Here is a 24,529-nt window from a genome sequence, read left to right as displayed (position 1 = left end):
CTTGGTGTGCGTGCAGGTTCAGGCTGCCGGTGCGCCGGACGCAATGCCCATGTCCTGCAGGGCCAGCGCCACTGCGTGCACGGCCTGCTCCATCTCGACCTTGCCGATCGCGCCGATGCAACCGACACGGAAGGTCTCGACCTGCGTGAGCTTGCCGGGATAGAGGACAAAACCGCGCGCCCGCGCCGCCGCGTAGAAGGTCTTGAAGTCGTAGCGCTCGTCCGCCGGCGCGTGGAAGGTCACGATGATGGGCGCCTGCACGCCGGCGTCGAGGAACGGCTTGAACCCCAGCGCGGCCATGCCGCCCACCAGTGTCTCGTAGTTCTGCTGGTAGCGTGCCAGGCGCGCGGGCTGACCCCCGTCTTCCTCGAACTGCGCGATCGCCTCGGCCAGCGCCACCACCACATGCGTGGGCGGCGTGAACCGCCATTGAGTGGTCTTCTCCATGTAGACGTACTGGTCGTGCAAGTCCATGGCGAGCGACTGGCTTTGCCCCGCGCAGCTGTCAAGTATGGCCTTGCGGATGAACACGAAACCCATGCCGGGCACGCCTTCGAGACACTTTCCGCTGGCCGCGACCAGCGCGTCGAAACCCGTGGTGCGCGCGTCGATTGGCAACGCGGCGAACGAGCTCATGGCGTCGACGATCAAGCCCTTGCCGTGCGCGGCGCTGACGTCGGCCACGGCCTGCAGCGGATTGAGCACGCCGGCGCCGGTCTCGCAGTGGATCATGAGCACATGCGTGATGCTGGCGTCGGCCTTGAGCTTCGCGTCCAGCGCCGCGGCGGACACCGGCTCATGGTCGCCAAAATCCAGCACGCTGCAACGCCGCCCCATCAGGCTGGTCAGGCGCGCGGCGCGCTTGCAGTAGGCCCCGTTGTCGAGCACGAGCACATGACCGTCGCGCGGGACGACGGTAGCCACGGCGGCCTCGACGCTGAAGGTGCCGCTGCCCTGCAGCGGCACCACCACATGCGAGTCCTGCCCGTGGATGATGTCCACCAGGCTCTTGCGTACACGCGCGGTGACGGCGTTGAAGTCGGCGTCCCATGAGCCCCAGTCCTTGAGCATCGCGAGCTTGGTTCGCAAGGTGGTCGTCAGCGGGCCGGGGGTCAACAGAATCTTGTCTCTGTCCATGGTCTTTCCTCAATCAGCAATCAGTGGGTTGGGCCGCTCAACGCGTCGTGGTGCGCCAGGCCTGTGTGCGGCGATTGACCCACCAGGCAAGCAGCATGAAGAGCAGGGTCGCCACAGTAGACGAAAGTGCAATCAGCACCGCCATCGCCGCTGCCGCCCCCATTTCACCAGCTTCGTCCAGATTCAAAATGGCAATGGAGGCGACCTTGGTCTCCGGCGAGTACAAGAACACAACGGCCGATATCGTCGTCATGGCATTGATGAAGAAATAGCGCGCCATGTCGATCAGAGCCGGCGCGCAGACCGGCAGTGTGACCCGCCAGAAGGTCTTGAAGAACGGCACCTTCAACGAAGCGCTGACGGCTTCAAACTCGCTGTCCAGCGCCTTGAGCGCGGTCACAGCGGTCAAGTGGCCGGTGGTGTAGAAGTGAACGATGGTGCAAATCGTCAACAGCGTCAGGGTGTGGTAAAGGCCACCCAGTGGATTGTTAGGCGCGTTGAAGAAGAAGATGTACCCAAGACCCAGAACCAGACCCGGGACCGCCATCGGCAAAACAGCCAGCAGACGCACCAGTCCGCGCACGTTGTCCATGCCCTTGGTCTTCTCCAGAAGGTAGGCGCCTGTAAATACCAGAAACGTGCCAAACAGGGCCGTGCCCGCGGCCATCTTGATGCTGTTGAAAAACGCAACGCCGACCTCAGCGTCGAGCAGACCCAGTTCGTAGTGCCGCAGGCTGGGTTTCAGGTTGTACGGCCATAAAGAGGCCAGTGAGGCGAACACAGCCATGCCCAGCATCGCCAGCACGAGAGCGGCAATCACTCCGCAATAGAGTGTCATCAGCCGGTCGTACGCGGGCGACGCCTTCGGCGCATAGGGCACGGCACGCGCGGTTAGCATGGCCGTCTGGCGTCGGCTGACGTAATGGTCGACACCAAAGGTCAGCACGGCCGGTGCCAGCAACAGGATGGCCACCACGGCGCCTTTGGGAAAATCCTGCTGCCCGATCACCAGTTTGAAGACGTCGGTGGCGAGAACATTGAAATTGCCGCCTATGACTTTGGGGATGCCGAAGTCCGTCATCACCAGCGTGAAGGTGACCAGAGCCGCCGAAATCAGGCCGTACTTGGCGCCCGGCAAGGTAATGGTCAGGAACTTGCGACCCGCGCGCGTACCCATGGCATCTGCGGCTTCGTACAGGCGGGCGTCGGACAGGCTCAAGGCCGTGATCAGGATCATCAGTGTGTGCGGAAAGACCGCAAGGCACTCGGCCAGAACAATGCCCGGCGCGCCGTAGATCTGATCGATGCCGATGCCCTGCATCCAGCCCTTGAGGACACCCTGGTTGCCGAACCAGTAAATCAGTGAGATTGCCGACAACAACGAAGGCGCCAGCAACGGGATCAGAGTGATCCCTCGGAAAAGGGACTTGAACGGCATGCACGAACGCGTCAGTGCGTAGGCAAACGTGAAACTCAGGGGCAGCACGATCAGCGTGACCACACAGGAAACCCATACGCTGTTCCACAGGCTGTCCAGCAGGGCCGGTGTTTTCGCGTAGGCAATGAAGTTGTCAAACCAGACGAACTCGCCCTCACGACCTTCCAGTGCCTGCAGCAGGATTGCCAGCAAGGGACTGGCCAGAAAGGCGACCAGCAGGATCGCAATCAACGCAATGAGGACGTGGGCCAGTCGGTCCACCCAGTGGTGCTTGAGTCTGACGGCACGCGTCGTCAATGACCGAGGCAAGGCGGCCGTCATCAGAACACCTTGACGCGTTCAGGCAGCAGTTTGAGCGTCACTGTGGAGCCGACCTGCAGGGATTGCTCGGACAGAAAATTCAACGACAGGTAGACCGTCAGTTTGTGGGCGCCAAGTGCGGGCGACGCCACATGCACATGGCAAAACGAACCCAGGAATTCGATCTTGTCGATGCAAGCATCAAACACGTGCAGATCACCGGGTGCAATAGGACGTGCGAGTACATCCTCGGGCCGCATGTAGACGCGGACATCACCATCAGACCCTTCGCTGGGCAGGCGCAGGCTGCCTAGATGAAGTTCACCGTCCACCCGGCGTGCCGGCAGGACGTTGACCTTGCCCACGAAATCTGCCACGAAAGGCGTGGCAGGCTCCCGATAAACCTCCATGGGTGTGCCCACCTGTTCGATCACGCCGTGATTCATCACCACAATGCGATCGGCCACGCTGAGTGCCTCTTCCTGATCGTGCGTCACCATGATGGTGGTGACACCCAGCTTCTGCTGCAAGGCCCGGATCTCCTGGCGCAGCCGAATTCGCTCCAACGCGTCCAACGCAGAAAGAGGTTCATCAAGCAACAACAGGCCCGGTGAGGTGGCTAAGGCTCGAGCCAGCGCAATTCGCTGCTGCTGCCCGCCGGAGAGTTGTCCCGGAAACTTGTTTTCACTGCCTGGCAGTCCCACCAGTTTGACCAGCTCGGTCACACGCTGCCGGATTTCGGCGCGCGGCGTCTTGCGATTGACCAGGCCATAGGCGACGTTGTCGGCCACGCTGAGATTGGGAAACAGGGCATAGCTCTGGAACACGATGCCATAGTCGCGCAACGCTGGAGGCAACAACGAGATATCGCGTCCGTCCTGCAGGATCTGTCCGCGCGTCTGAACCTCCAGCCCTGCAATGATGCGCAGCAAAGTCGTCTTGCCGCAACCCGATGGCCCCAGAAAGCAGACGAAATCCCCCCGTCCAATCTCAAGGTTGATGTCCGCCAAGGCAGTGAAGCCACCAAATTCCTTGCGAATATGGCGCAGGTCGAGAAACGGGGTCGCATTCATGCGTGCAATAAATGAAGGGCCGCTCATACGAATGACGCGGCCCAGGGTTTGCGGAGGAGATCAGCGCTTTTCCGTCTTTCCGTTATAGCGCTTGGTCCACTCCGCCAGGATGCGTTCGCGCTGTTCTGCAGCGTAGTTGAAGTCCAGCTTGACCAGGCGCGCCTCGTAATCCTTGGGGACGTTGGCCAAAGGTGCAGCCACGCCGGGCTGGGCGGTGATGGCAAAATTCTTGCCGTATAGCAACATTGCATCCTTGCTCGACGCCCAGTCGGCCAGTTTCTTGGCCGCGTCAAGCTTCTTGGTACCCTTGTGGATCGCGAAAGCCTCCAGGTCCCAGCCAAGACCTTCCTTCGGGAAGATCAGGTCGATCGGAGCGCCCTTGGCCTTGTTGGCGTTGGCACGGTATTCGAACGAAATGCCGACCACAAACTCGCCACTGGCGGCCATGTTGCAGGGCTTGGAGCCCGAATGGGTGTACTGAGCAATGTTCTCGTGCAGCCCGTCCATGTATTTCCAGCCGCCACCCTTGCCATCCTTGTCACCAAAAAGGGTCAGCCAGGCCACGACATCAAAGTAGCCGGTGCCGCTTGACGCCGGATTGGGCATCACGATCTGGCCCTTGTAAACCGGCTTGGTCAGATCCTGCCACGTCTCGGGCGCGGGGATGTTCTTCTTCTTGGCTTCGACCGTGTTGAAGCACACCGTGGCACCCCAGACATCCATGCCAAACCAGGCTGGCGGACTCTTCTTGTCCCGGTACTGACTCATGATCGCATCAAGGTTCAGTGGGGCATAGGGGATCAACATGCCTTGTTTGTCAAGCAGCGCCAGACTGGAGGCGGCCACCCCCATCACCACGTCGGCCTGGGGATTGGCCTTTTCAGCCAGCAGTTTGGCCGTGATCACGCCTGTGGAGTCACGAACCCACTTGATCTCGATATCCGGATTGACCTTGTTGAAGCCCTCCTGATAGGCCTTGATCTGGTCCGTTTCCAGCGCGGTATAGACCAGCAACTGGGTTTTTTGGGCTGAGGCCGCACCGGCCAGCGCCAGCAGACCGGTCAGGACGAGGGTTTTGGAGAGCTTGGACAGATGCACGTCAATTTCCTTCAGAGCTAGAGTTTGCAATGCTATGACCTGACTGTGTCAGTGAAATGACCGGCCGCCGCCAGCGAAGCCAAATCCACTTTTCCATTCATTCGGCTTTTATTTAACGTCGGTCAATAAGCGTTGTCAATTGCTTTTTGCAGATTGTTGACAATATGCAGTTTTGTGATCCAATGTGCGGCATGAGCGCCGCCCTGCATCCGACCATTGCCCTGCTCCAGAGCAATTCGCTCGCCAGCGTGGTGCAGCAGGAGATCGAGCGCGCCATTCTGGCGGGCGAATACGCCCCGGGCTCCAAGTTGCTGGAAGCGGCTCTTGCCGAGAAGATGGGCGTCTCGCGCGGGCCCGTTCGCGAGGCCTTTCGCGTCCTCGACGAGGCGGGCCTGGTTCGAACCGAGAAGAATCGCGGCGTCTTTGTCCGCGATATTCCCATGGACGAGGCGATTGAGATCTTTGACCTGCGCGCCGCGATGGACGAATGGGTGGGACGACGGCTAGCCGAAAGCATCACTCCACCCCAGCTCAAGGAACTGCGCGGGCTTGTGGCTGCCATGACCCAGGCCGTGAAGACGCACGAAGCCTACGAGTACCACATGCTCAACCTGAAGTTTCACGACCGCCTGGTTGAAATGACGGGCAACCGGAAATTGACGTCCATCTACCGCAAGTTCATCAAGGAACTGTCGCTGTTTCGCCGCCGCAACCTGGCCGAAGGCTGGCTGATGCCGGTCTCGGCGGGCGAACACCAGAAAATTGTCCAGGCCATCGCGACCGGAGACCCCCAAGCCGCGGGCCGAGCCATGTTTGACCATGTCATGGAAAGCAAGGAGCGAACCATTGCCAACGACCTGCGGCGTCAGGGTGTGGGTCTGGAGAGCATTCCGATTACACACCCGTCTGACTGACGAGAACAGAAAAGGATCACCATGAACTCGCCAATGCTCACTGTCAACGGCAGAAGCTACAAGTCCCCCAAACAACCCACGGTCGTGGTTTGCGTAGACGGCTGCGAGCCCGACTACCTGGCACAAGCCGTGGCCACGGGCCGGATGCCCTGGCTCAAGACGGCGCTTGCCAAGGGTGTGGGCCTGGTCGCCGATTGCGTGGTGCCGAGTTTCACCAATCCGAACAACCTTTCGATCGTGACTGGGGTGCCGCCCAGCGTGCATGGCATCTGCGGCAACTATCTGTACGACGTCGGCAGCAATACCGAAGTCATGATGAACGATCCCAAGTGGCTGCGCGCGCCCACATTGCTGGCCGCCCTGGCCGATACAGGCCTGTCGATTGCCGTGGTCACAGCCAAGGACAAGCTTCGAGCGCTGCTGGGCCACAAGATGAAGGGCATCTGTTTTTCCGCCGAAAAGGCCGATCAGGCCACCCTTGGCGAGAACGGCATCAGCGACGTGCTCGCGCTGGTCGGCAAGCCCTTGCCCAGCGTCTACAGCGCCGACCTGTCGGAGTTCGTCTTTGCCGCCGGCGTCAAACTGATGGAGAAAGTGCGCCCGGATGTGATGTACCTGTCCACCACGGATTACGTCCAGCACAAGCATGCCCCCGGAACGACGGGCGCCAATGATTTCTACGCCATGATGGACGGCTATCTGGCGCAGCTTGAAGCGCTGGGTTGTGTGATCGCCTTGACCGCCGACCACGGCATGAACGCCAAGGTCGCGATGGACGGCACGCCGGACGTCATCTACCTGCAGGACTGGTTCGATGCCTGGCTGGGCACGACCGATGCCCACATCGTTTCCAAGGCCCGTGTCATCCTTCCCATTACCGACCCCTATGTGGTCCACCACGGTGCGCTGGGTTCATTCGCCACGGTGTACCTTCCGAATGGCGTCGACCTACCTGAGGCCTGTGCTCGCCTGCAGGCGGTCCGGGGCATCGAGGTCGTGCTGACACGCGAGCAGGCCGCCGAGCGCTTCGAACTGCCCGCGGACCGCATCGGCGACCTGGTGGTCGTGTCCGAGCGCTTCACCGTGATCGGCACTTCGGCGGCGCGCCATGACCTGTCTGCGCTCGAAGTCCCGCTGCGCTCCCATGGCGGCATCAGCGAACAGCGCGTGCCGCTGATCATCAACCGCGTCTTGCCGGGCCTGGATACGACGCGGCGCTTCAGAAATTTTGACGCCTTTGAATTGGCGCTGAATTACGCCCAGTAAGGCGGATCACCGGGTCTGCACCATGATCGAAGCCTACATCCAGGACCATCAGCTCAACGCCATGCGCATAGCCGGGCGCCCGCGAGGCGCCGGTCGACCGGATGACCGGACCATCACCGTGTACAACCCTTACACGGAGAAGATTCTCGGAACCGTTCCGAAGGCGACCCTCGACGAGGCGCGTGAAGCCTTTGCCATCGCACACGGCTTCCAGCCCCGGCTCACCCGCTACGAACGGGCAGCCGTATTGAACCGGGCGGCCGTCATCATCAGCCAGCGGCTGGATCAGGTCGCGCAACTCATCAGCGCCGAGTCCGGCCTTTGCATCAAGGACGCGCTGTACGAAGCCGGACGGGTCAGCGACGTGCTCGCATTCGGCGCCAGCGAAGTGCTCAAGGATGATGGGCAGATCTTCAGTTGCGACCTGACGCCGCACGGCAAGAAGCGACGCGTCTATACCCAGCGCTCACCCTTGCTGGGCGTCATTTGTGCGATCACGCCTTTCAACCACCCGATGAACCAGGTGGCGCACAAAGTCGTCCCCAGCATTGCCACCAACAATCGCATGGTGCTCAAGCCGAGCGAAAAGGTGCCTTTTTCGGCAATCCTGTTTGCCGACATCCTGTACGAAGCCGGTCTGCCACCCGAGATGCTGAGCGTGATCACGGGCGACCCGCGGGAAATCGCAGATGAACTCATCACCAATGAGCTTGTTGATCTGGTGACCTTCACCGGCGGCGTGGCGATCGGAAAATATATCGCGTCCAAAGCCGGCTACCGGCGCATGGTGCTCGAACTCGGCGGAAACGATCCCATCATCGTGATGGAGGACGCCGATCTGGACGAAGCTTCCACCCTTGCGGTGCAGGGCTCGTACAAGAACTCGGGCCAACGCTGCACGGCGGTCAAGCGCATGCTGGTGCACGAAGCGGTGGCGGATCGCTTTGTGGATCAAGTTGTCGAGAAAACCCGTGCCTGGAAGTACGGCGATCCGGCCGACCCGGGCAATGACATGGGAACCGTGATCGACGAGGCCGCCGCCATGTTTTTCGAGCGTCGCGTCAACGAGGCCATTGCGCAGGGTGCGAGATTGCTCGAGGGCAACCGGCGTCGTGGCGCGCTGTATTCGCCCACCGTTCTTGACCAGGTGACCCCGGACATGCTGGTGGCCCGGGAGGAGACATTCGGGCCGGTCTCTCCGATCATCCGGTTCAAGGACATCGATCAGGCGATTGCCATTTCGAACGGCACCGCGTACGGCCTGTCCAGCGCGGTCTGCACCAACCGCATGGACTACATCACCCGCTTCATCAATGAGCTTCAGGTGGGCTCGGTCAACGTCCGTGAAGTGCCCGGCTACCGCCTTGAACTGACGCCGTTTGGCGGCATCAAGGATTCGGGTCTGGGCTACAAGGAGGGCGTGCAGGAAGCCATGAAGAGTTTCACCAACCTGAAGACCTATTCGCTGCCATGGCTTTGACCCTGAAGGCCGTCGAGCAACGGCTGATGGAGCCCGGTGATGAGCCCTACAGTGGCGTGCCCCGCGTGCGTAAGGCTGCGGCGAGTCCATGCAGCACCTGCTGAACCTCTTTGCCGCCATTGCCCTGCTGGTCTGGGGCACTCACACGGTCCGGACCGGAGTGCTGCGGGTTCTTGGCGAGGACCTTCGTCGCGTGCTCAAGCAGAGCACCGACAACCAGTTGACGGCGATGCTGGCGGGGCTGGGTGTGACCGGACTCATCCAGAGCAGCACCGCCACCTGCCTGATCGCGTCCTCGTTTGTCGGGCAAGGCTTGATTGCGACCGGCGCCGGACTGGCCGTGATGCTCGGCGCCGACATGGGAACCAGCCTGATGGCCGTGGTCTTTTCCTTCGACCTGTCCTGGCTGTCTCCCCTGCTCATCGTGATCGGCGTGATCCTCTTCACGTCACGGCAGGCCACCACGGCCGGGCGGGTCGGGCGGGTCATGATCGGTCTGGGGCTCATTACCCTGGCGTTGCAGCTCATCGTGTCTGCGACCCGGCCGATGACCCAGTCACCCCTGGTGCAAAGCCTGCTGACCGCGCTGCCGAATGAAGTGCTGCTGGACATCGCCGTCGGCGCTGTGCTGACGATCTTTTCCTATTCGAGTCTGGCCATCGTGCTGCTGACGGCCGCCCTGGCCGCCTCGGGCATTCTCCCGCTGACGGTGGCGCTCGGACTGGTCCTGGGGGCCAATCTGGGCAGCGGCATTCTCGCGGTTCTGTCGACCGCCCGAAATGGTCCTGCAGAGCGTCGCGTCCCGATCGGGAACCTGATCTTCAAGGGTATCGGCTGCGCGCTGATGCTGGTCCTCATGCCCTACGTTCCGGCCGTGCTGAAGGGCGTCGCCCCCTACATGCCCTCCCCTTTGAGCCAGGTCGTGAGCTTTCACTTCCTGTTCAACATCGTCCTGGGTCTCCTGTTCATCGGCTTTACCCGCACTCTCGGCGCTCGACTCGATCGCTGGCTGCCGGTCCCCCTGAAAAAGGGTCCTGTCAATCGCCCGCAACACCTCGACCCGACCGCACTGGCGACGCCGTCACTGGCCATTTCGTGCGCCGCCCGCGAGGCCCTTCATCAGGCCGACGTCGTCGAAACCATGCTGCGCGGCGTCGTGACGGTCATACGGACCAACGACCTCACGCTGGCCGGGCAGCTGCGTGCAAGTGACGACACCGTCGACGAGCTGTACTCGGCCATCAAGTTCTACCTGACCCAGATCTCGCGGGAGGCCTTGTCCGAGCGCGAGGGTCGCCGCTGGGCCGACATCGTCTCCTTCACGATCAACATGGAGCAGATCGGTGACACCATCGAGCGTGTCTTGCAGGACATCGAAGACAAGAAGATCCGCCCCGGCCGGAGCTTCTCGGATGCGGGCATGGCGGAAATCTGCCACATGCACGAGCGGCTGGTCTCCAATCTGCGGCTCGGGATGAGCGTTTTCCTGGACGGGCAAATCGAGGATGCACAGAAGCTTCTCCAGGAAAAGGCGCACTTCCGGGATCTTGAACGCGAGTACGCCTCGACGCACCTTTCACGCCTGCAAGACAACACGCCGGAGAGCATCGGCACCAGTTCGCTGCACATTGACCTGATCAGCGACCTGAAGCGCATCAACTCGCACATCTGCTCGATCGCCTACCCCATCCTGGAAGCCGCCGGCGCCTTGACCAAGACGCGCCTGCGTGAGCCCGAGGCGGCCGTTTGAGCCATCGGATGATGAAACGTGCATTGGCCGGGCTCCTTTCGCCAGCACTTCGCCCACAGGCGCCGTTGAGCCCCGCCCCATGACGCTCAGTTGGCTGGTGGTAGGGGCGGTGCTGTTTGCTGCGCTGCTGCACGCCAGCTGGAATGCGCTGGTCAAGTCGAGCAAGGACAAGGATCTGGACATGGCCACGATCCACCTGATCGGGTCGTTCATGGCCATTCCCCTGGTGGGCCTGGTGGGCTGGCCCAAGGCAGAGGCCTGGCCGTTCATCGCCGCGTCGGTCGTGATCCATATCGGCTATTACCTAGCGCTGACGGGAGCCTACCGGCATGGCGATCTGGGACTGACCTACCCTTTGATGCGCGGCGTCGCGCCGCTTCTGGTCGCTTTGTCAGCGACATTCACGCTGGGTGAGACACTGTCGCCGTTGGCCTGGGCCGGCGTCATCGGCATCAGTTGCGGCGTACTGGTTCTGGGCCTCAACCGCCATGCCCTGGAGGCTCCCAAAGCCGTTGCCTTCGCGCTTGCCAATGCCGTCATCATTGCCGTCTATACCGTGGTCGACGGGCTCGGTGTGCGCGCGTCGGGCAATGCCCTGCAATATGTCGCTACGCTCTTCCTCTTCGACGGCTGGCCATTCGCGTTGCTCATGTTTGCCACACGCGGACCCGCGCTCGGCCGCTACGCCCGTCACCGCTGGCCGCTGGCCACGATTGGCGCCTGCGCCTCGCTCGGCTCCTACGGCATCGCCCTGTGGGCCATGACGCGCGCGCCGGTCGCCACCGTGGCCGCTTTGCGCGAGACTTCGGTCCTGTTTGCCGTGCTGCTGGGGGTCTGGTTTCTGAAAGAGGCACTGACGCGCCGAAGGGTGTTCGGTGCCGCCATGATCGCCTCGGGCGTCATGGCGTTGCGAATGGGCTAGTCTGTTTACCGTACCAAGGAGTTGATCATGAGTCTTCCAGGCCACGCACAGATCGTCATCGTCGGCGGCGGCATTGCCGGCTGCTCGACCGCCTACCACCTGGCCAAGTTCGGCAGGACCGACGTGCTGCTCCTCGAACAGGGCAAGCTCACCAGCGGCACGACCTGGCACGCCGCCGGCCTGGTGGGGCAGATGCGGCCGAACCGCAACATGACCGTGATGAGCAAGTACGGCATCGAACTGTACGCCACGCTGGAGGCCGAGACGGGCCTGGCCACGGGCTGGAAGCAGTGCGGCAGCGTCAACGTCGCCCGCACCCCCGAGCGCATGAAGGTCCTGAAGAAGCAAGCGACGATGGCCAACAGCTTCGGCGTTGAGTGCCACCTGATTTCACCCCGGGAAGCGGGCGAACGCTACCCGGTGATGCGAACCGACGATCTGCAGGGCGCCATCTGGTTGCCCGGGGACGGCAAGGCCAACCCGGCGGACCTGTGCATGTCGCTGGCCAAGGGGGCGCGCAATCGCGGTGTGAAGATGGTGGAGGATGTCGAGGTCACCGGGGTCATCATCGAAGGCGGACGGGCTGTGGGTGTCAGGACCCGCCAGGGTGACGTGCGGTGCGAAGTGCTGGTGAACTGCGCAGGGCAATGGGCACGCCAGTTCGGCGCACTGGCCGGGGTCAATGTGCCGCTCTACTCCGCCGAGCACTTCTACATCGTCACCGGAAAGATCGATGGCGTGCATCCGATGCTGCCGGTGATGCGCGACCCCGACGGCTTCATCTACTACAAGGAAGAGGTCGGCGGCCTGGTCATGGGGGGCTTCGAGCCCAAGGCCAAGCCCTGGAAGATGGACCCCATTCCGAGCACCTTCCAGTTTGAATTGCTCGACGAGGACTGGGACCAGTTCGAACCCCTCATGACCAACGCCCTGCACCGCACGCCGTGCCTGGAGACCGCCGAGATCAAGATGCTGCTCAATGGGCCCGAGAGCTTCACGCCCGACGGCAATTTCATCCTGGGAGAAGCTCCCGAACTGCGCAACTATTTCGTCTGCGCCGGATTCAATTCGGCGGGCATTGCCAACAGCGGCGGAGCCGGACGCCTGATGGCGGAATGGATTGTGGGGGGCGAGCCCAGCACCGATCTCTGGGACGTGGACGTTCGCCGCTTTGGCGCGTTCACCGCCAACCGCAAGGCGCTGGCTGCGCGCACCGGCGAAACCCTGGGCCTGCACTACGCGATGCGCTGGCCGCGCCAGGAGCTGGAGACAGCCCGGCCCCTGCGGACATCGCCCCTGTACGATCTTCTGGCAGAGCGGGGCGCCGAGTTTGGCAGCCGCAACGGCTGGGAGCGGGCCAACTACTTCCGGCCGCACGGCCAGGCCATGCCGGCCCACACGCTGGATCGTCCAGGCTGGCTGCCTTGGATGATCGAAGAACAGAAAGCCACCCGGGAAGCCGTGGCGCTCTACGATCAAACGTCATTTTCCAAGTTGCTGCTGCAGGGCCGCGACGCATTGGCGGTGCTGCAACGCCTGTGCGCCAACGACATGGACGTGCCGATTGACAAGATGGTCTACACCGCGCTGCTCAACGAGCGGGGCGGCTTTGAAAGCGACCTGACCGTGATTCGCCAGCAGCCCGACCGCATGGGCGAGTGTTTCCTGATCATCACCGGATCGGCGCAGACGGTGCGCGATTTCGACTGGATCTCCCGTCACATCAAGCCCGACGAGCACGCCGTGCTGACCGACGTTTCGCCGCTCTACAGCGTGCTTTCGGTGATGGGGCCTGGGGCACGCGGGTTGCTGGCCCGTGTCAGTCCCGATGACCTTTCCCCCGAGGCGCTCAAGTTCTCATGGACCCGTGTCATTGACGTGGGTCTCGCCCGTGTGCGGGCGGCGCGCATGAGTTACGTGGGCGGGCCGGGATTCGAGCTGTATGTGCCCGTGGAAATGGCGCGCCACGTCTACCTCGCTCTGCACGAAGCAGGGCGCGACCTGAACCTGCGCGACGCCGGCTACTACGCACTGGACGCGCTTCGGATCGAACAGGGGCGCCGTGCCTGGGGCGCCGAACTCGGACCCGACGAAACACCCTGGGAGGCCGGCCTGGGTTACGCCGTCAAGCTGGACAAGCCCGGCGACTTCATCGGCAAGTCCGCCTTGCTGGCCTCCCGGGGGCAGCCCCTTCGCAAGAAGCTGGTGTCTCTGGTGCTGGACTCACCCACGGCATTCGTATGGGGTGGCGAGGCCATACGCTTCGAAGGCGCGTCCGTCGGCGAAATTTCGTCCGCGGGCTGGAGCCCTTTGGCCGGCTCCTGCGTCGCGCTGGGCTATGTCCGTGGCCAGGCGGCCAACGAGACGCATCAGGGAAGCCCCGCACACATCGAGCTATGGGGTGAAAGCATTCCGGTCAAACTTTACGACCAATGGCCGGTGAAGCGCTGACTCTGGCGCACCCGGTACAACAGAAAACCGACGATGCCCACATTGACCAGGTTCCAGGCGATTCCGTTGACGAAGGCGGCCCGGTAGGAGCCCGTCCAGTCGAAGATGGCGCCCGAGAGCCAGCCGCCCAGCGCCATGCCCAGCAGCGTGGCCATCAGCACGGTGCCGACGCGCGCGCCGGCCTCCTTGGGGGTGAAGTATTCGCGCACGATCAGCGCGTAGCTTGGCACGATGCCGCCCTGGAACAGGCCGAACAGGCCCGACACCACATACAGCGGCACCAGGCCATCGAACGGCAGGAACAAGAACAGCGCCACGCCTTGCAGCACCGAGCCCAGCATCAGCGTGCGCAGCCCGCCGATGTGGTCCGACACCCAGCCCGACAGCAACCGGCTGGCAATGCCCGCCGCCATCATCAACGACAGCATCTGCGCGCCCTGCGCAGCGCCAAAACCCAGGTCGGTGCAGTAGGCCACGATGTGCACCTGGGGCATCGACATCGCCACGCAGCAGCTCACCCCGGCCACGCACAGCAGCATCTGCAGGCGCCGCGGCGTCTGCCCGAGTGGATGGGCAGGGTCCGATCGGCCGAGGAAACGCGCGGACTTCATGACCGTCGCGCTGGCGCCCGCCTGCACTGCGGTGACGGGCGCGGGCCGGCGCAGGAACAGCGCCAGCGGCGCCATGGTCAGCACGCAGAAGATGGCCAGACCGAAATAGGTGGCGCGCCAGCCGGCGCTGTCGATGAAGTGCTGCATCACCGGGGGCCACACCGCTCCGGCCAGGTAGTTGCCGCTCATGCAGATGGCCACCGCGATGCCCCGGCGGCGGGTGAACCACAGCGAGGTGTCGGCCACCAGCGGCGCGAAGGTGGCGGAGACGCCGAGCAGGCCGATCAGCAGTCCGTGGGCCAGTGTGAACTGCCACAGGCTGCTCGAAGCACCCGCGGCCGCAAGTCCCAGCCCCAGGCCGGCAGCGCCGATCAGCGCTACCACCATAACGCCGAAGCGGTCGGCCAGCCGCCCCATCAGGATGCCGCCGATGCCAAAGCCGATCAACGTCAGGGTGTAGGGAAACGAGGCATCGGCGCGCACCGCGCCGAAATCGCGCTGCACGGCCGGCAACACCACCGACGCACCGTACATGCCGACGCCACCGATGGTCATCAGCGCCAGTGACACCATCAGGCGTGCCCAGGCGTAGGCGGATTCGACGCCGTGGCTGGCGCTTGCTGTCGCGTTCATGGTGCCGCTCCCGTCATGCTCCTGATGACCTGGCCCGCATTTGACGTCCATGGTGTCACACGCGATGCCGTCATTTAGGCTCCTGAATCAATAGCAGACAATGACCCATCGACGCTGGGAAGCGATCGAAAAAGCTTGAAATTCCGGCTCAAACACCCGCCATGCCGGCCAGACGCTGGCGGATGATGCCGTCGGCCTCCAGCATGATGCGGTCGATCAGTTCCTTGACGCTCGGGATGTCGTGGATCAGCCCGGCCACCATGCCGCACGACCAGGCGCCCGCCTCCATGTCACCCTGCTGCATGATGCGCGGATAGACGCCGGCCACCTCCTCGATGATGTCCTCGAACTTGAGGTTGGCGCCCAGCGTCTGTTCCTTGGCCAGCAAGCGGTCGACCGCGGCGTTGCGCAGCACGCGCTCGGTGTTGCGCAGCGGGCGCATCACGAGGCGGGTGTCGAGTTCACTGGCCGCCACGATGGCCAGCTTGACGTTCTCGTGCACCGGTGCTTCCTTCGTCGCGATGAAGCGCGTGCCCATGTTCATGCCTTCCGCGCCCAGCGCCAGCGCCGCCACCAGCGAGCGGCCGTCGGCCATGCCGCCCGAGGCGACGAAGGGGATCTTCAGCGATTCGGCGGCGCGCGGCAGCAGGATGAAGTTAGGCACATCGTCCTCGCCCGGGTGGCCACCGCACTCGAAACCGTCCACGCTGACCGCGTCGCAGCCGATCGCCTCGGCCTTGAGCGCGTGGCGCACCGAGGTGCACTTGTGGATCACCTTGATGCCAGCCTCGTGCAGCATCGGCATCCACTTCTGCGGGTTGTTGCCGGCGGTCTCCACGGCCTTCACGCCGCTGTCGATGATCGCCTTGATGTAACCGGGGTAGTCGGGCGAGCTGACCGTGGGCAGGAAGGTCAGGTTCACGCCGAAGGGCTTGTCGGTCATCTCGCGGCAGCGGCGGATCTCGTTGGCCAGCAATTCCGGCGTGCGCTGCGTGAGGCCGGTGATCAGACCCAGGCCGCCGGCATTCGACACGGCAGCGGCGAGTTCGGCGAAGCCGACAAAGTGCATGCCGCCCTGGATGATGGGATGCTGGATGCCGAACATCTCGGTGATCTTGGTCTTCATGGCGGAGCGGTCCTTTCGGGATGGGTGGGGTTGTGGTTGGTCGAAGAATCAGTGAGCCTGCAGCCAGGCAGCGATTCGAGGCGCCAGAAGCTGCGGGTGTTTGGTCCAGGAAAAATGGTCCAGGTGCTGACCACCGGTATCGGCATCGCCCCAAGTCCACTGCTCGCGCTGGCACTGTGGCAGTTTGCCAAGCAGGTAACTGGCGGCCGCCTCAGGCGCCCAGGTGTCGCCCTTGAAGTTCAGCGCCAGCACCGGCATCGCCAGCTCCGCCAGCGCGCGCTCGTAGTTGAAAGCCGTGCCCACCGGCTCATAGCGCCCGGTATGGGCCACATGCACCCAGTCCTTCATGACGCCGCGCGCTTCGCGACCACCGAAGCCGATGCGCTGACCGGGGAAGTGGCCAACCATGGCACCGCTGATGCGGGACACCAGGCCCAGCGTCCGGATGCCGCGCTGAAGCCGGGGCGGGTAGCACGACAACGCCACGCTTCCGCTGGCAATCGGCAGCAGGCCGTGCACCCGATCTGGCTGACGGGCGGCCATCAGCGTGCTCAACTGCCCGCCCAGGCTGTGCCCGCCGATCCACACGGGTGAGCCGGGTAACCGTTCGGTCAGCATTTCGATGAGGGCCAGCGCATCGATCTCGACGAGCGCGCGGTAACCATGGTCGTGGCGGCGCGACGCCCGCACCGAGCTGCTCGCCAGTCCGCGCCAGTCCGGCGTGCAGACGTGAACGCCCTGCCCCGCCATCGCCGCCGCAAAGCCCCGGTACACCCGGCTCGGCGTGCCCAGCGCCGACAGGAAGATCAAAACCGGCGCCGCAGCGCTGGCCGCCCGGAAAAGGCCCGCGTCGAAGCGGTGCCCGTCGGCCGCGGTGATGGATATCGTTTCAGCAGGGTTCATGTCGCGTGACGAATTCAAGGGCATGGCAACAAAAGCGCGGCCGATGCCGGCCAGCCGCGAATGTATGCGATTGCGCCCGCCAGCGCCGGTCTCCTCAGAGACCTTGATGCCGGTCAATGCATCACCTGACGCACGATCTAGCATGTACGAAACACACTCCAGCCCGGTGGCGGCCCGCCCTGCCCGGCTGCATGGCATGGCGGGATCGAGAGAGACACATCATGAAAACCTACCCCATGTCCGCCGCCGATGCGTCCTGGTTCCACAACGACGGCCCTTCGAACCTCGCGGTCGTGATGGGCGTGACCCTGACCAAGGAGCCGCTTGATTTCGACCGGGTGCGTCAGGTCTATAGCGAACGGCTGGTCACCTTCGAACGCTTCCGCCAGCGCGTGGTCGAAACCGGGTTCCCGCTGCCCACGCCGCACTGGCAGGACATGCCGAATTTCGACATCAACCAGCACCTGCATCACGTCGGCCTGCCGGCACCGCACAACCAGGCGGCGCTGGTCGCTCTGGTCAACGACATCGCCAGCGCCCCGCTCGACCATTCCATTCCGCTGTGGCAGACCTGGGTCGTCGACGATGTCGAAGGCGGCAGCGCGCTGATCATGCGATGCCACCACTGTATCGCCGACGGCACCGCCATGATGATCCTGCTCCAGAAGCTGTACGACCCGGCGCCTGGCGCGCCGCCCCTGCAGGCACCCCGCGCCCGGGGCAAGAGCATCAAACAGGTCGACAAGGGCCTGCTGGCGCCCGCCATCAATGCCGTCACCGGCGCCGCCCGGGGCGCACTGGCGCTGGGCGCCGGCGCCGGCATGCTGGTGGGCGAACTGCTGCGCAAGGACGACCCGCCCTCGCCGCTGAAAGGCGAGTTCGCTCCGGCCAAGCGCGTCGCCTGGTCCGAGCCTTTCCCGATTGCCGACATCAAGGCGATCGGCCTGCGCCACGGCGCCAAGGTCAACGACGTGCTGGTCGCCGCGATGACCGGCGCCCTGCGCACCTACCTCAAAGGGCGTGGCGTGGACGTCAACAACACCACCCTGCGCGCGATGGTGCCGGTCGACCTGCGACCGCCCGAGCGCATGGGCCAGCTGGGCAACGAATTCGGTCTGGTCGTACTCGACCTGGCCGTGACCAAGGCCCGCGCGGACCACCGGCTCGCGCTGACCAAGGCCCGCATGGACGCGCTCAAGCATTCACCGGAACCCCTGGCCACCCGCGCCCTGCTCGACCTGATGGGGCGCCTGCCCAAGGTGCTGGAGGATTTCTCCAACGACCTGTTCGGGCGCAAGGCCAGCCTGGTGATGACCAACGTCACCGGCCCGCGCGAAGAGCTGTACCTGGCCGGCGCCCCGATCGAGCGCATGCTGGCCTGGGCGCCGCATCCGGGCAAGCAGCTCGGCATGGCGGTGAGCATCTTCAGCTACAAGGGCATGGCCGGGCTGACCGTCATTGGCGACGCCCACCTGGTGCCTGACCCTGAGACCATCACCGAGGAGTTCAACCGCGAATTCCGCAGGATGCAAAAGACCATCGCAACGGCGGACGCCGCAGCGGCAAAGGTCGCCAAGCCCAAGGCGCCGGCGAAGAAAGCTGTTGCGTCGAAACCCCCAGCCAAAAAGGCACCGGTGAAGGCGCCAGCGCCAAAGGCGACGGCAAAGGCAAGGCCGGCCACCGCCAAGGCAGCCGCGAAAGCCGTGCCGGCCCCGCGCGCACGCGCAGCCAAGCCCGCCGCCAAAGCCACCCGGAAATAGCCTCCAAGGCCCGGCGGAATCCACGATCCGATAAGGTCGGGCATTTCCACCGCCAAGGGTTTCGCCATGTCCTGGACCATGAAACAGGTCCCGAGCCAGTCGGGGCGCATCGCCGTGGTCACTGGCGCCAACATCGGCCTGGGCTACGAGACCGCGCTGGCCCTGGCCGGCAAGGGCTGCACCGTCGTGCTCGCGTGCCGCAATGCCGCCAAGGCCGACGCGGCCCGAGCGGCCATCCTGGCCCAGCACCCCAAGGCCCGCATCGAATGCTTGACGCTGGACCTGGGCAGTCTCAAGTCGGTCCGCGCCTTTGCCGCGGCCTACAAGAAGCGCCACGCCACGCTGGACCTGCTGATCAACAACGCCGGCATCATGATGCCGCCCTATACGCTGAGCGAAGACGGCTTCGAGAGCCAGCTGGCGGCCAACTACCTGGGCCACTTCGCCCTGACCGGCTTGCTGCTGCCGCTGATCAACAAAACCCCGAATGCGCGCATCGTGAGCCTCAGCAGCCTGGCGCACAAATGGAGCGGCATCCGTTTCCACGATCTGAATGCCACCCGGCGATATGACAAGCGCCTGGCCTACGGGCAGAGCAAGCTGGCCTGCCTGATGTTCGCCTACGAGTTGCAGCGCCGGCTGACAAAGGCTGGCTGCGCCACGCTGTCGGTGGCGGCGCACCCCGGGGTCTCCGCCACCAATCTGTTCCAGCACCTGCCCAAAGCCGTGCAGCTGTTCGCCCCCTTGACCGAGCTGGTTTTCCAGTCCGCCAGCGGGGGCGCGCAGCCCACCCTGTACGCCGCATTGGGCGACGACATCCGGGGCGGCGACTATTGCGGTCCGCAGTCCCTGGGCGAGATGCGCGGGGCGCCAGGCAAGGTCGGCTCCAGCCGCCGCTCGCGCGACGAAGCGGTGGCGGCCAGGCTGTGGGCGGTGTCGCAAGAGCTGACGGGCGTGCGGTATCTGGAATGAAGAGGTGGAAGGGGCCGCCGATGAGACCCGGCCCTTCCGATATTCGGTCCTGATTTCATAGCATATTGTGACCATCCGACGCTGGGGAAGCCGACTTTTTTCATGAAAACACGGCCATTGATCCGAAACGCAGTCGTCTTGGGCGCCGGGGTGATGCTGGCCCTGCTGCTCGCAGCCGCCAGTGCGCGCAGCCAGACGCCACCGCGCCTGGCCCTGCCAATCGACTGCCAGCCCGGCAACACCTGTTTCGTGCAGAACTATGTGGACCACGATCCGTCGTCCACCTGGCGCGACTACGCCTGCGGCGCCCGCAGCTACGACGGGCACGACGGCACCGACTTCCGCGTGCCGTCGATGGCTGCGGTGCGCGCCGGTGTGGCCGTGCTGGCGGCCGCCGACGGCGTGGTCGCCGGGGTGCGCGACGGCATGAAGGACGTGTCGATCCGCGAAACCGGCAAGGAAGCCGTCAAGGACCGGGAGTGCGGCAACGGCCTGGTGCTGCGCCATGCCGACGGCTGGGAGACGCAGTACTGCCATCTCGCGCAAGGCAGCGTCGCGGTCCGCCGTGGCCAGACGGTGCGCGCTGGCGAGCGGCTCGGCCTTGTCGGCCTGTCGGGCCTGACCGAGTTTCCGCACCTGCATCTGACGGTGCGCCACAACGGCAAGGCGATCGATCCGTTCGCGCCCTCACCGTCCGCCAGCGCCTGCAGTTCGGACGCCACGCTGTGGGACGACACCGCAGCCGCCGCGCTGGTCTATCGCCGCCGGGTGATGCTGAACCACGGCTTCAGCGAGCGGGTGTTGTCGATGGCCGAAGTCGAGAACCAGCAACCGGGCGAGGCCACGCCCACGTCCCAGAGCCCGGCGCTGATCGCCTATGTTCGGATGATCGGCCTGGAAGCAGGCGACACCGCCCACATCGTGCTGCGCGCGCCAGTCGGCACGGTCATAGCCGAGAAACTGCTGCCTGCCCTGGAACGTGGCCAGGCCCAGACTCTGACCCTGATCGGGCGCAAGCGGCCCGGCGCCAGCTGGCCCGCCGGGACCTATCTCGCGGAGTACCAGGTCACCAACGCAGGGCAAACCGTCTTCAGCCAGCAGTTTTCCATGCCCATGGGTCCGGTCCGACCGGGCCCATGAATCCGCGAGGTGAAACCGGAAACGACTGGCGGACGTCCGCTTGACCGCCTGGCCGGCAAGCTGACCTCCTGACGTCGCCGCGGCCCGGACCGGGCCTCAAGCCGACTCGGCCAGCAGGATGTCGATGCAGGTCTTGCCGGTGTGCGGCTCTGACACCATCAGCCGGCGCGGCCTGCCTGAAGGGTTCCCCGTTTCTGCGCCGGCCCCACTCCAGGCCCGCACGCGGATGTCCGACGGCAGTTCCACCGGTCGGCGGAAGTGCGCCTCCAGCGTGAACGCAGGGCGACCCGGCAGTTCCGCCAGGGCCAGTGCGCGCGCCAGCGTCCAGGTGCCATGCACGATGGCTCGCCGGAACCCGAACAGGCGCGCCAGCAGCGCATGCTGGTGGATCGGGTTCAGGTCACCGGCAATCGCCGCGTAACGGCGCCCCGTGGCTTCGGGCACGTGAAGGACTTCGTCACACGCCGGTCTTGCTGCGTCCCGATCATCCGTGGCGCCGGCCGCGGGCGCTGGAGCCGGCGCCAGCGACTTGCCGGGCGCCAGCGCCCGCGTCTCGCCGCGCCAGACACATTCACCCTCGCACCACGCCTCGGTCACCAGGCCGAAACTCATGCCGCGCTTTTCCCAGCGCGCATCCGCGCTGCAGGCCCGCAGATCAAAAGGGGCATGCGGCGCCATGGCCCGGGTCTGGATCACGCGCTGCGACAGGTGCACCAGCCCCAGCGCGCGAAACGGGAACTGCGCGTCGCCGAGGATGGCCATGTGCAAGGGCGCCGCCGCCAGTTGCAGCGCCAGCGGCGGCAGACGAGCTCCATCGGACAGCCCGACGCTGCCGCGATAGGCCGCAAGCCAGGCCGGATCCAGCGTGGCACCCGCCAGCGCGCGTTCAATGCGCGGCAGCAGGGCCGGATCACTCAGGCCCCGGCGCGGGTGCCGGAAAAGCCCCAGCGTGGAGGCCAGCAACGGCAGAAAGGCGGGCGTTCGGAGGACCGGCATGACGATGCGAACCGGGCTTGACCGCCTCAGGCAGCCGGGTCAGGGCGACAGCGTGGCGCGCGACTTTGCATGGGCCTCGACCTGCTTCGGATTGAACCACCAAGAACGGCGTTCGCCCGCGACCAGGATGCGCGCCTGATCGTTCTGGTGCGGCTGGAAATGGCGCTCGCTCACGCCGCCGGCCACCACGGCATTGATCTTGTCCGGATCGGCAAAATCGACCACCACCCGCATCGACGGGAAGAAATTGACGGCAAACGGCTTCTGGAAGTCGTACACGCCGCGGTTCAGCGTCTCGCCGCTGCCCGGACGCTGCACGGTGAAACCACCCGCCAGTTCCTGCCCCGCGCCACTGCGCCGCAGGGGGCTGACAAAGCTCAGCGTGTGCGCCTTGCCCCAGGCCCAGGCCGCCGGGTCCTTGCCCTGCAGGGCCTCGATGCTGGCGCGGGCGCGCGGCGCGGCGGCGCGGATCACGTCGGCCAGGGTTTCCCGCTTGTCCTTGGTGCGGGGATCGTCGAACCAAGGTGAATCCGGCGTGCCCACCAGCGCGTCGAAGCGCTGTTGCCAGAAATACCAGGTCGACAGCATGTCCTTGGCCACGCCCTCGCCCAGCTTGTCGGTGAAGGTGCCGAGGGCGATCTCGCGGTACAGCGACTGGTAGACCAGCGGCGCCGCCTGGTCGGCGCGGTCCACGCCGTCCCACTTCTCCAGCAGGGCCGCCAGGTCGCGCTGGGCGGGGTCGTCCTTCAGCGCGGCCACGATGGTGGTGCGCAGGCGGTCGCTCTGCAGGTTGCGGTCGTCCATCATGAGTTTCCACTGGTCGTCCACCGTCATCTGCTTCGCACTGCCCAGCACCTGGCCGATGCGGCGGTAGCGGTAGTCCGGCGCCACATAGTTGGTGTAGTACCAAGGGTAGCCCTCGGGGGTGGTGTCGTTGTTGGCGGTGCCGACCCAGGCGCGCGGCGGATCGATCATGCCGGGCATGCGGTCCTTGGGGATGTAGCCGGTCCAGTCGTCGCTGCCATCGGCCGGTGCCACGCGGGGCAGGCTGCCATCGGCGCCGGCGCGCACCGGCACCGCGCCGCTGGCGCGGTGGCCGATCGAGCCCTTGTCATCGCCGAACACGAAGTTGAACATCATGAGGTCGATCTTCTGCACCTCGCGGTCGAAGGCGGCGGCATCCGGCGCGGTCAGCAGACCCTCGACGCCCAGCACCGGCGCCAGCACCTCGGCGTCGGTGGAGCGCAGGGCCAGAATCTTGTCACCGCCGGTCCCCAGGCCCGGGTGGTCGCTGATCACCGGGCCGTGCACGGTGTAGCGGATGCGCAGCGGCTGCTCGCGCAGGCCGCCGGGCGCGGCCTTGTCCTTGATGCGGATCGTCTCCTCCACCACCGTGAATGCAGTGCTCTTGCCGCCGTGCAGGTAGCGGGACTTGTCATTCGGGTCCAGCGTCTCGATGTAGACGTCCTGCACGTCGCCATAGGCATTGGTCACACCGAAGGCGACGTGTTTGGTGCGACCCACCAGGATGCCGGGCATGCCGGGCAGCGCCGCCCCGATGGCCTGGATCTCGGGCGTGAACAGGCCCACCGGGTACCAGTAGCCCGGCAGGATGCGGCTGTCCAGGTGCGGATCGTTGACGACCATCGCCTTGCCCGACGCCGAGCGGCTCGGTCCGATGGCCCAGTTGTTGGAGCCCAGGCCCTGGTGGTTCAGCGTTTCGGGGGCCACCGACAGGTGCGCCCAGTCCACCCCCAGTCGCAGGCTATCGCCACCCGCCTTGGCCGTGGCGCCCGCCGGCGCCGGCCTGGCGCCCCAATCGGGATTCACGGTCAGCGGCATGATTTCCCTGGCTTGCGCCAGCCCGAGCTTGTCGATCAGCTTCTGCCCCACGATCTCGGCCTTGAAATTGGTTGAATGGGTGTAGTGGATGAAATGCACCAGCGTCACCAGGTCGGCCACGCTCCAGGCACTGGGCTTCAGGCCGGCTGCTTTCAGTTCGATCGGATGGTCACCGGGGTGATCCTGGACATAGGCATTCACCCCATCCGCGTAACTCTGAAGGTAGGCGCGCGAGGCCGCGTCCAGCTTGAGCGCGTGGCGGTCGCCGTTGCGGCGCATGCCCAGCACCCGCATGCGGATGTCGCTGGGCAGCGCGTCGGGGCCGAAGGTGGCGGCCAGCTCGCCACGCCACGTGGCCCGGAACAGTTCCATCTGCAAGAGCCGGTCCTGTGCGGTGACGAAGCCCTGGGCCTTCAGCAGGTCCGGCGTGTTGGCGGCCGTGATGTAGGGCACGCCCAGCTCGTCGCGGACCACTTTGACCGGCGCGGAGAGCCCGGTCAGCTTCAGGTCGCCGTCAATCTTCGGGTGCCCGGCCGATCGCACCATCAGATAGCCGCCCACGGCAGCCATGATGACGAGTGCCAGCAGACCGAGCACCATCCATTTCAGGGTCTTGCGCATAGGGAATCATCTCCTGTTGTAATGAATGGGCCGTTGAAAGGGCCCGCATCTGCCCCCTTATAGAGGCAGAGTCCGCCGCCGTCTGTCCATGCCGTG

General features: G+C 64.8%; 18 protein-coding genes. 9 read left to right on the top strand and 9 right to left on the bottom strand.

What is annotated here, in order from left to right; translation table 11 throughout:
- Positions 1-18 precede the first annotated feature (18 nt).
- Genes ACMUOY_RS13455 through ACMUOY_RS13440 form a run of 4 tightly spaced genes read right to left on the bottom strand, consistent with a single transcriptional unit; the run spans position 19 to position 5,052 of the window.
- Entirely contained in the window at positions 19-1,137 is a 1,119-nt protein-coding gene (locus ACMUOY_RS13455; RefSeq protein ID WP_413893235.1) for a 2-aminoethylphosphonate--pyruvate transaminase, read from the bottom strand.
- Between the two features lie 37 nt (positions 1,138-1,174).
- Positions 1,175-2,896, bottom strand: a complete 1,722-nt coding sequence (locus ACMUOY_RS13450; RefSeq protein WP_413893234.1) for a putative 2-aminoethylphosphonate ABC transporter permease subunit — start codon at positions 2,894-2,896, stop codon at positions 1,175-1,177.
- Positions 2,896-3,948, bottom strand: coding sequence for a putative 2-aminoethylphosphonate ABC transporter ATP-binding protein (locus ACMUOY_RS13445; protein WP_413893233.1), 1,053 nt, complete (start codon positions 3,946-3,948; stop codon positions 2,896-2,898). The genes ACMUOY_RS13450 and ACMUOY_RS13445 overlap by 1 nt, the downstream gene beginning before the upstream one ends.
- Before the next feature lie 60 nt (positions 3,949-4,008).
- Positions 4,009-5,052, bottom strand: a complete 1,044-nt coding sequence (locus ACMUOY_RS13440) for a putative 2-aminoethylphosphonate ABC transporter substrate-binding protein (protein ID WP_413893245.1) — start codon at positions 5,050-5,052, stop codon at positions 4,009-4,011.
- 185 nt (positions 5,053-5,237) lie between these two features.
- Here ACMUOY_RS13440 and ACMUOY_RS13435 point away from each other — a divergent pair, with 185 nt between their 5' ends.
- The 6 genes from ACMUOY_RS13435 to ACMUOY_RS13410 all read left to right on the top strand — a co-directional run bounded on the left by ACMUOY_RS13435 (position 5,238) and on the right by ACMUOY_RS13410 (position 13,829).
- The gene (locus ACMUOY_RS13435; RefSeq protein ID WP_413893232.1) at positions 5,238-5,960 is read left to right on the top strand and encodes a phosphonate utilization associated transcriptional regulator; all 723 of its coding nucleotides are present in this window, start codon (positions 5,238-5,240) and stop codon (positions 5,958-5,960) included.
- Positions 5,961-5,981: 21 nt separating this feature from the next.
- Positions 5,982-7,226 (top strand): phosphonoacetate hydrolase, encoded by a 1,245-nt coding sequence (gene phnA / locus ACMUOY_RS13430; RefSeq protein ID WP_413893231.1) that lies wholly within the window; start codon positions 5,982-5,984, stop codon positions 7,224-7,226.
- Between the two features lie 61 nt (positions 7,227-7,287).
- A complete protein-coding gene (gene phnY / locus ACMUOY_RS13425) occupies positions 7,288-8,706 on the top strand; it encodes a phosphonoacetaldehyde dehydrogenase (protein ID WP_413893244.1) in 1,419 nt (472 codons plus the stop codon).
- Positions 8,707-8,794: 88 nt separating this feature from the next.
- Positions 8,795-10,456 (top strand): Na/Pi cotransporter family protein, encoded by a 1,662-nt coding sequence (locus ACMUOY_RS13420; protein WP_413893230.1) that lies wholly within the window; start codon positions 8,795-8,797, stop codon positions 10,454-10,456.
- 79 nt (positions 10,457-10,535) lie between these two features.
- Positions 10,536-11,378: an EamA family transporter gene (locus ACMUOY_RS13415; protein WP_413893229.1), complete on the top strand. Its 843-nt coding sequence runs from the start codon at positions 10,536-10,538 to the stop codon at positions 11,376-11,378.
- 27 nt (positions 11,379-11,405) lie between these two features.
- Positions 11,406-13,829 (top strand): GcvT family protein, encoded by a 2,424-nt coding sequence (locus ACMUOY_RS13410; protein WP_413893228.1) that lies wholly within the window; start codon positions 11,406-11,408, stop codon positions 13,827-13,829.
- Here ACMUOY_RS13410 and ACMUOY_RS13405 read toward each other — a convergent pair.
- The 3 genes from ACMUOY_RS13405 to ACMUOY_RS13395 all read right to left on the bottom strand — a co-directional run bounded on the left by ACMUOY_RS13405 (position 13,802) and on the right by ACMUOY_RS13395 (position 17,102).
- Positions 13,802-15,073 (bottom strand): MFS transporter, encoded by a 1,272-nt coding sequence (locus tag ACMUOY_RS13405; protein ID WP_413893227.1) that lies wholly within the window; start codon positions 15,071-15,073, stop codon positions 13,802-13,804. The two genes, ACMUOY_RS13410 and ACMUOY_RS13405, sit on opposite strands and share 28 nt — an antisense overlap.
- A gap of 148 nt (positions 15,074-15,221) precedes the next feature.
- Positions 15,222-16,199, bottom strand: coding sequence for an NAD(P)H-dependent flavin oxidoreductase (locus ACMUOY_RS13400; protein WP_413893226.1), 978 nt, complete (start codon positions 16,197-16,199; stop codon positions 15,222-15,224).
- Between the two features lie 48 nt (positions 16,200-16,247).
- Positions 16,248-17,102: an alpha/beta fold hydrolase gene (locus ACMUOY_RS13395; RefSeq protein ID WP_413893225.1), complete on the bottom strand. Its 855-nt coding sequence runs from the start codon at positions 17,100-17,102 to the stop codon at positions 16,248-16,250.
- 221 nt (positions 17,103-17,323) lie between these two features.
- On the opposite strand from ACMUOY_RS13395, the gene ACMUOY_RS13390 reads away from it, so the two are divergent.
- The 3 genes from ACMUOY_RS13390 (at position 17,324) to ACMUOY_RS13380 (ending at position 20,974) form a co-directional block, all read left to right on the top strand.
- Entirely contained in the window at positions 17,324-18,862 is a 1,539-nt protein-coding gene (locus ACMUOY_RS13390) for a wax ester/triacylglycerol synthase family O-acyltransferase (RefSeq protein ID WP_413893224.1), read from the top strand.
- Between the two features lie 66 nt (positions 18,863-18,928).
- Positions 18,929-19,834: an oxidoreductase gene (locus tag ACMUOY_RS13385; RefSeq protein ID WP_413893223.1), complete on the top strand. Its 906-nt coding sequence runs from the start codon at positions 18,929-18,931 to the stop codon at positions 19,832-19,834.
- A 102-nt stretch (positions 19,835-19,936) separates the two neighbouring features.
- On the top strand, positions 19,937-20,974 hold the full coding sequence (locus ACMUOY_RS13380; RefSeq protein WP_413893222.1) for a M23 family metallopeptidase: 1,038 nt from the start codon (positions 19,937-19,939) through the stop codon (positions 20,972-20,974).
- Between the two features lie 96 nt (positions 20,975-21,070).
- Here the strand turns inward: ACMUOY_RS13380 and ACMUOY_RS13375 are convergent, their stop codons facing one another.
- Complete coding sequence (locus ACMUOY_RS13375; RefSeq protein WP_413893221.1) at positions 21,071-21,970, bottom strand: MaoC/PaaZ C-terminal domain-containing protein; 900 nt, start codon at positions 21,968-21,970, stop codon at positions 21,071-21,073.
- 39 nt (positions 21,971-22,009) lie between these two features.
- The gene (locus tag ACMUOY_RS13370) at positions 22,010-24,433 is read right to left on the bottom strand and encodes a penicillin acylase family protein (protein ID WP_413893220.1); all 2,424 of its coding nucleotides are present in this window, start codon (positions 24,431-24,433) and stop codon (positions 22,010-22,012) included.
- Positions 24,434-24,529 lie beyond the last annotated feature (96 nt).

This window comes from Candidatus Skiveiella danica (assembly GCF_022705245.1).
GTDB lineage: Bacteria > Pseudomonadota > Gammaproteobacteria > Burkholderiales > Burkholderiaceae_C > Skiveiella > Skiveiella danica.
This window is presented reverse-complemented; position numbering and strand designations above follow the sequence as displayed.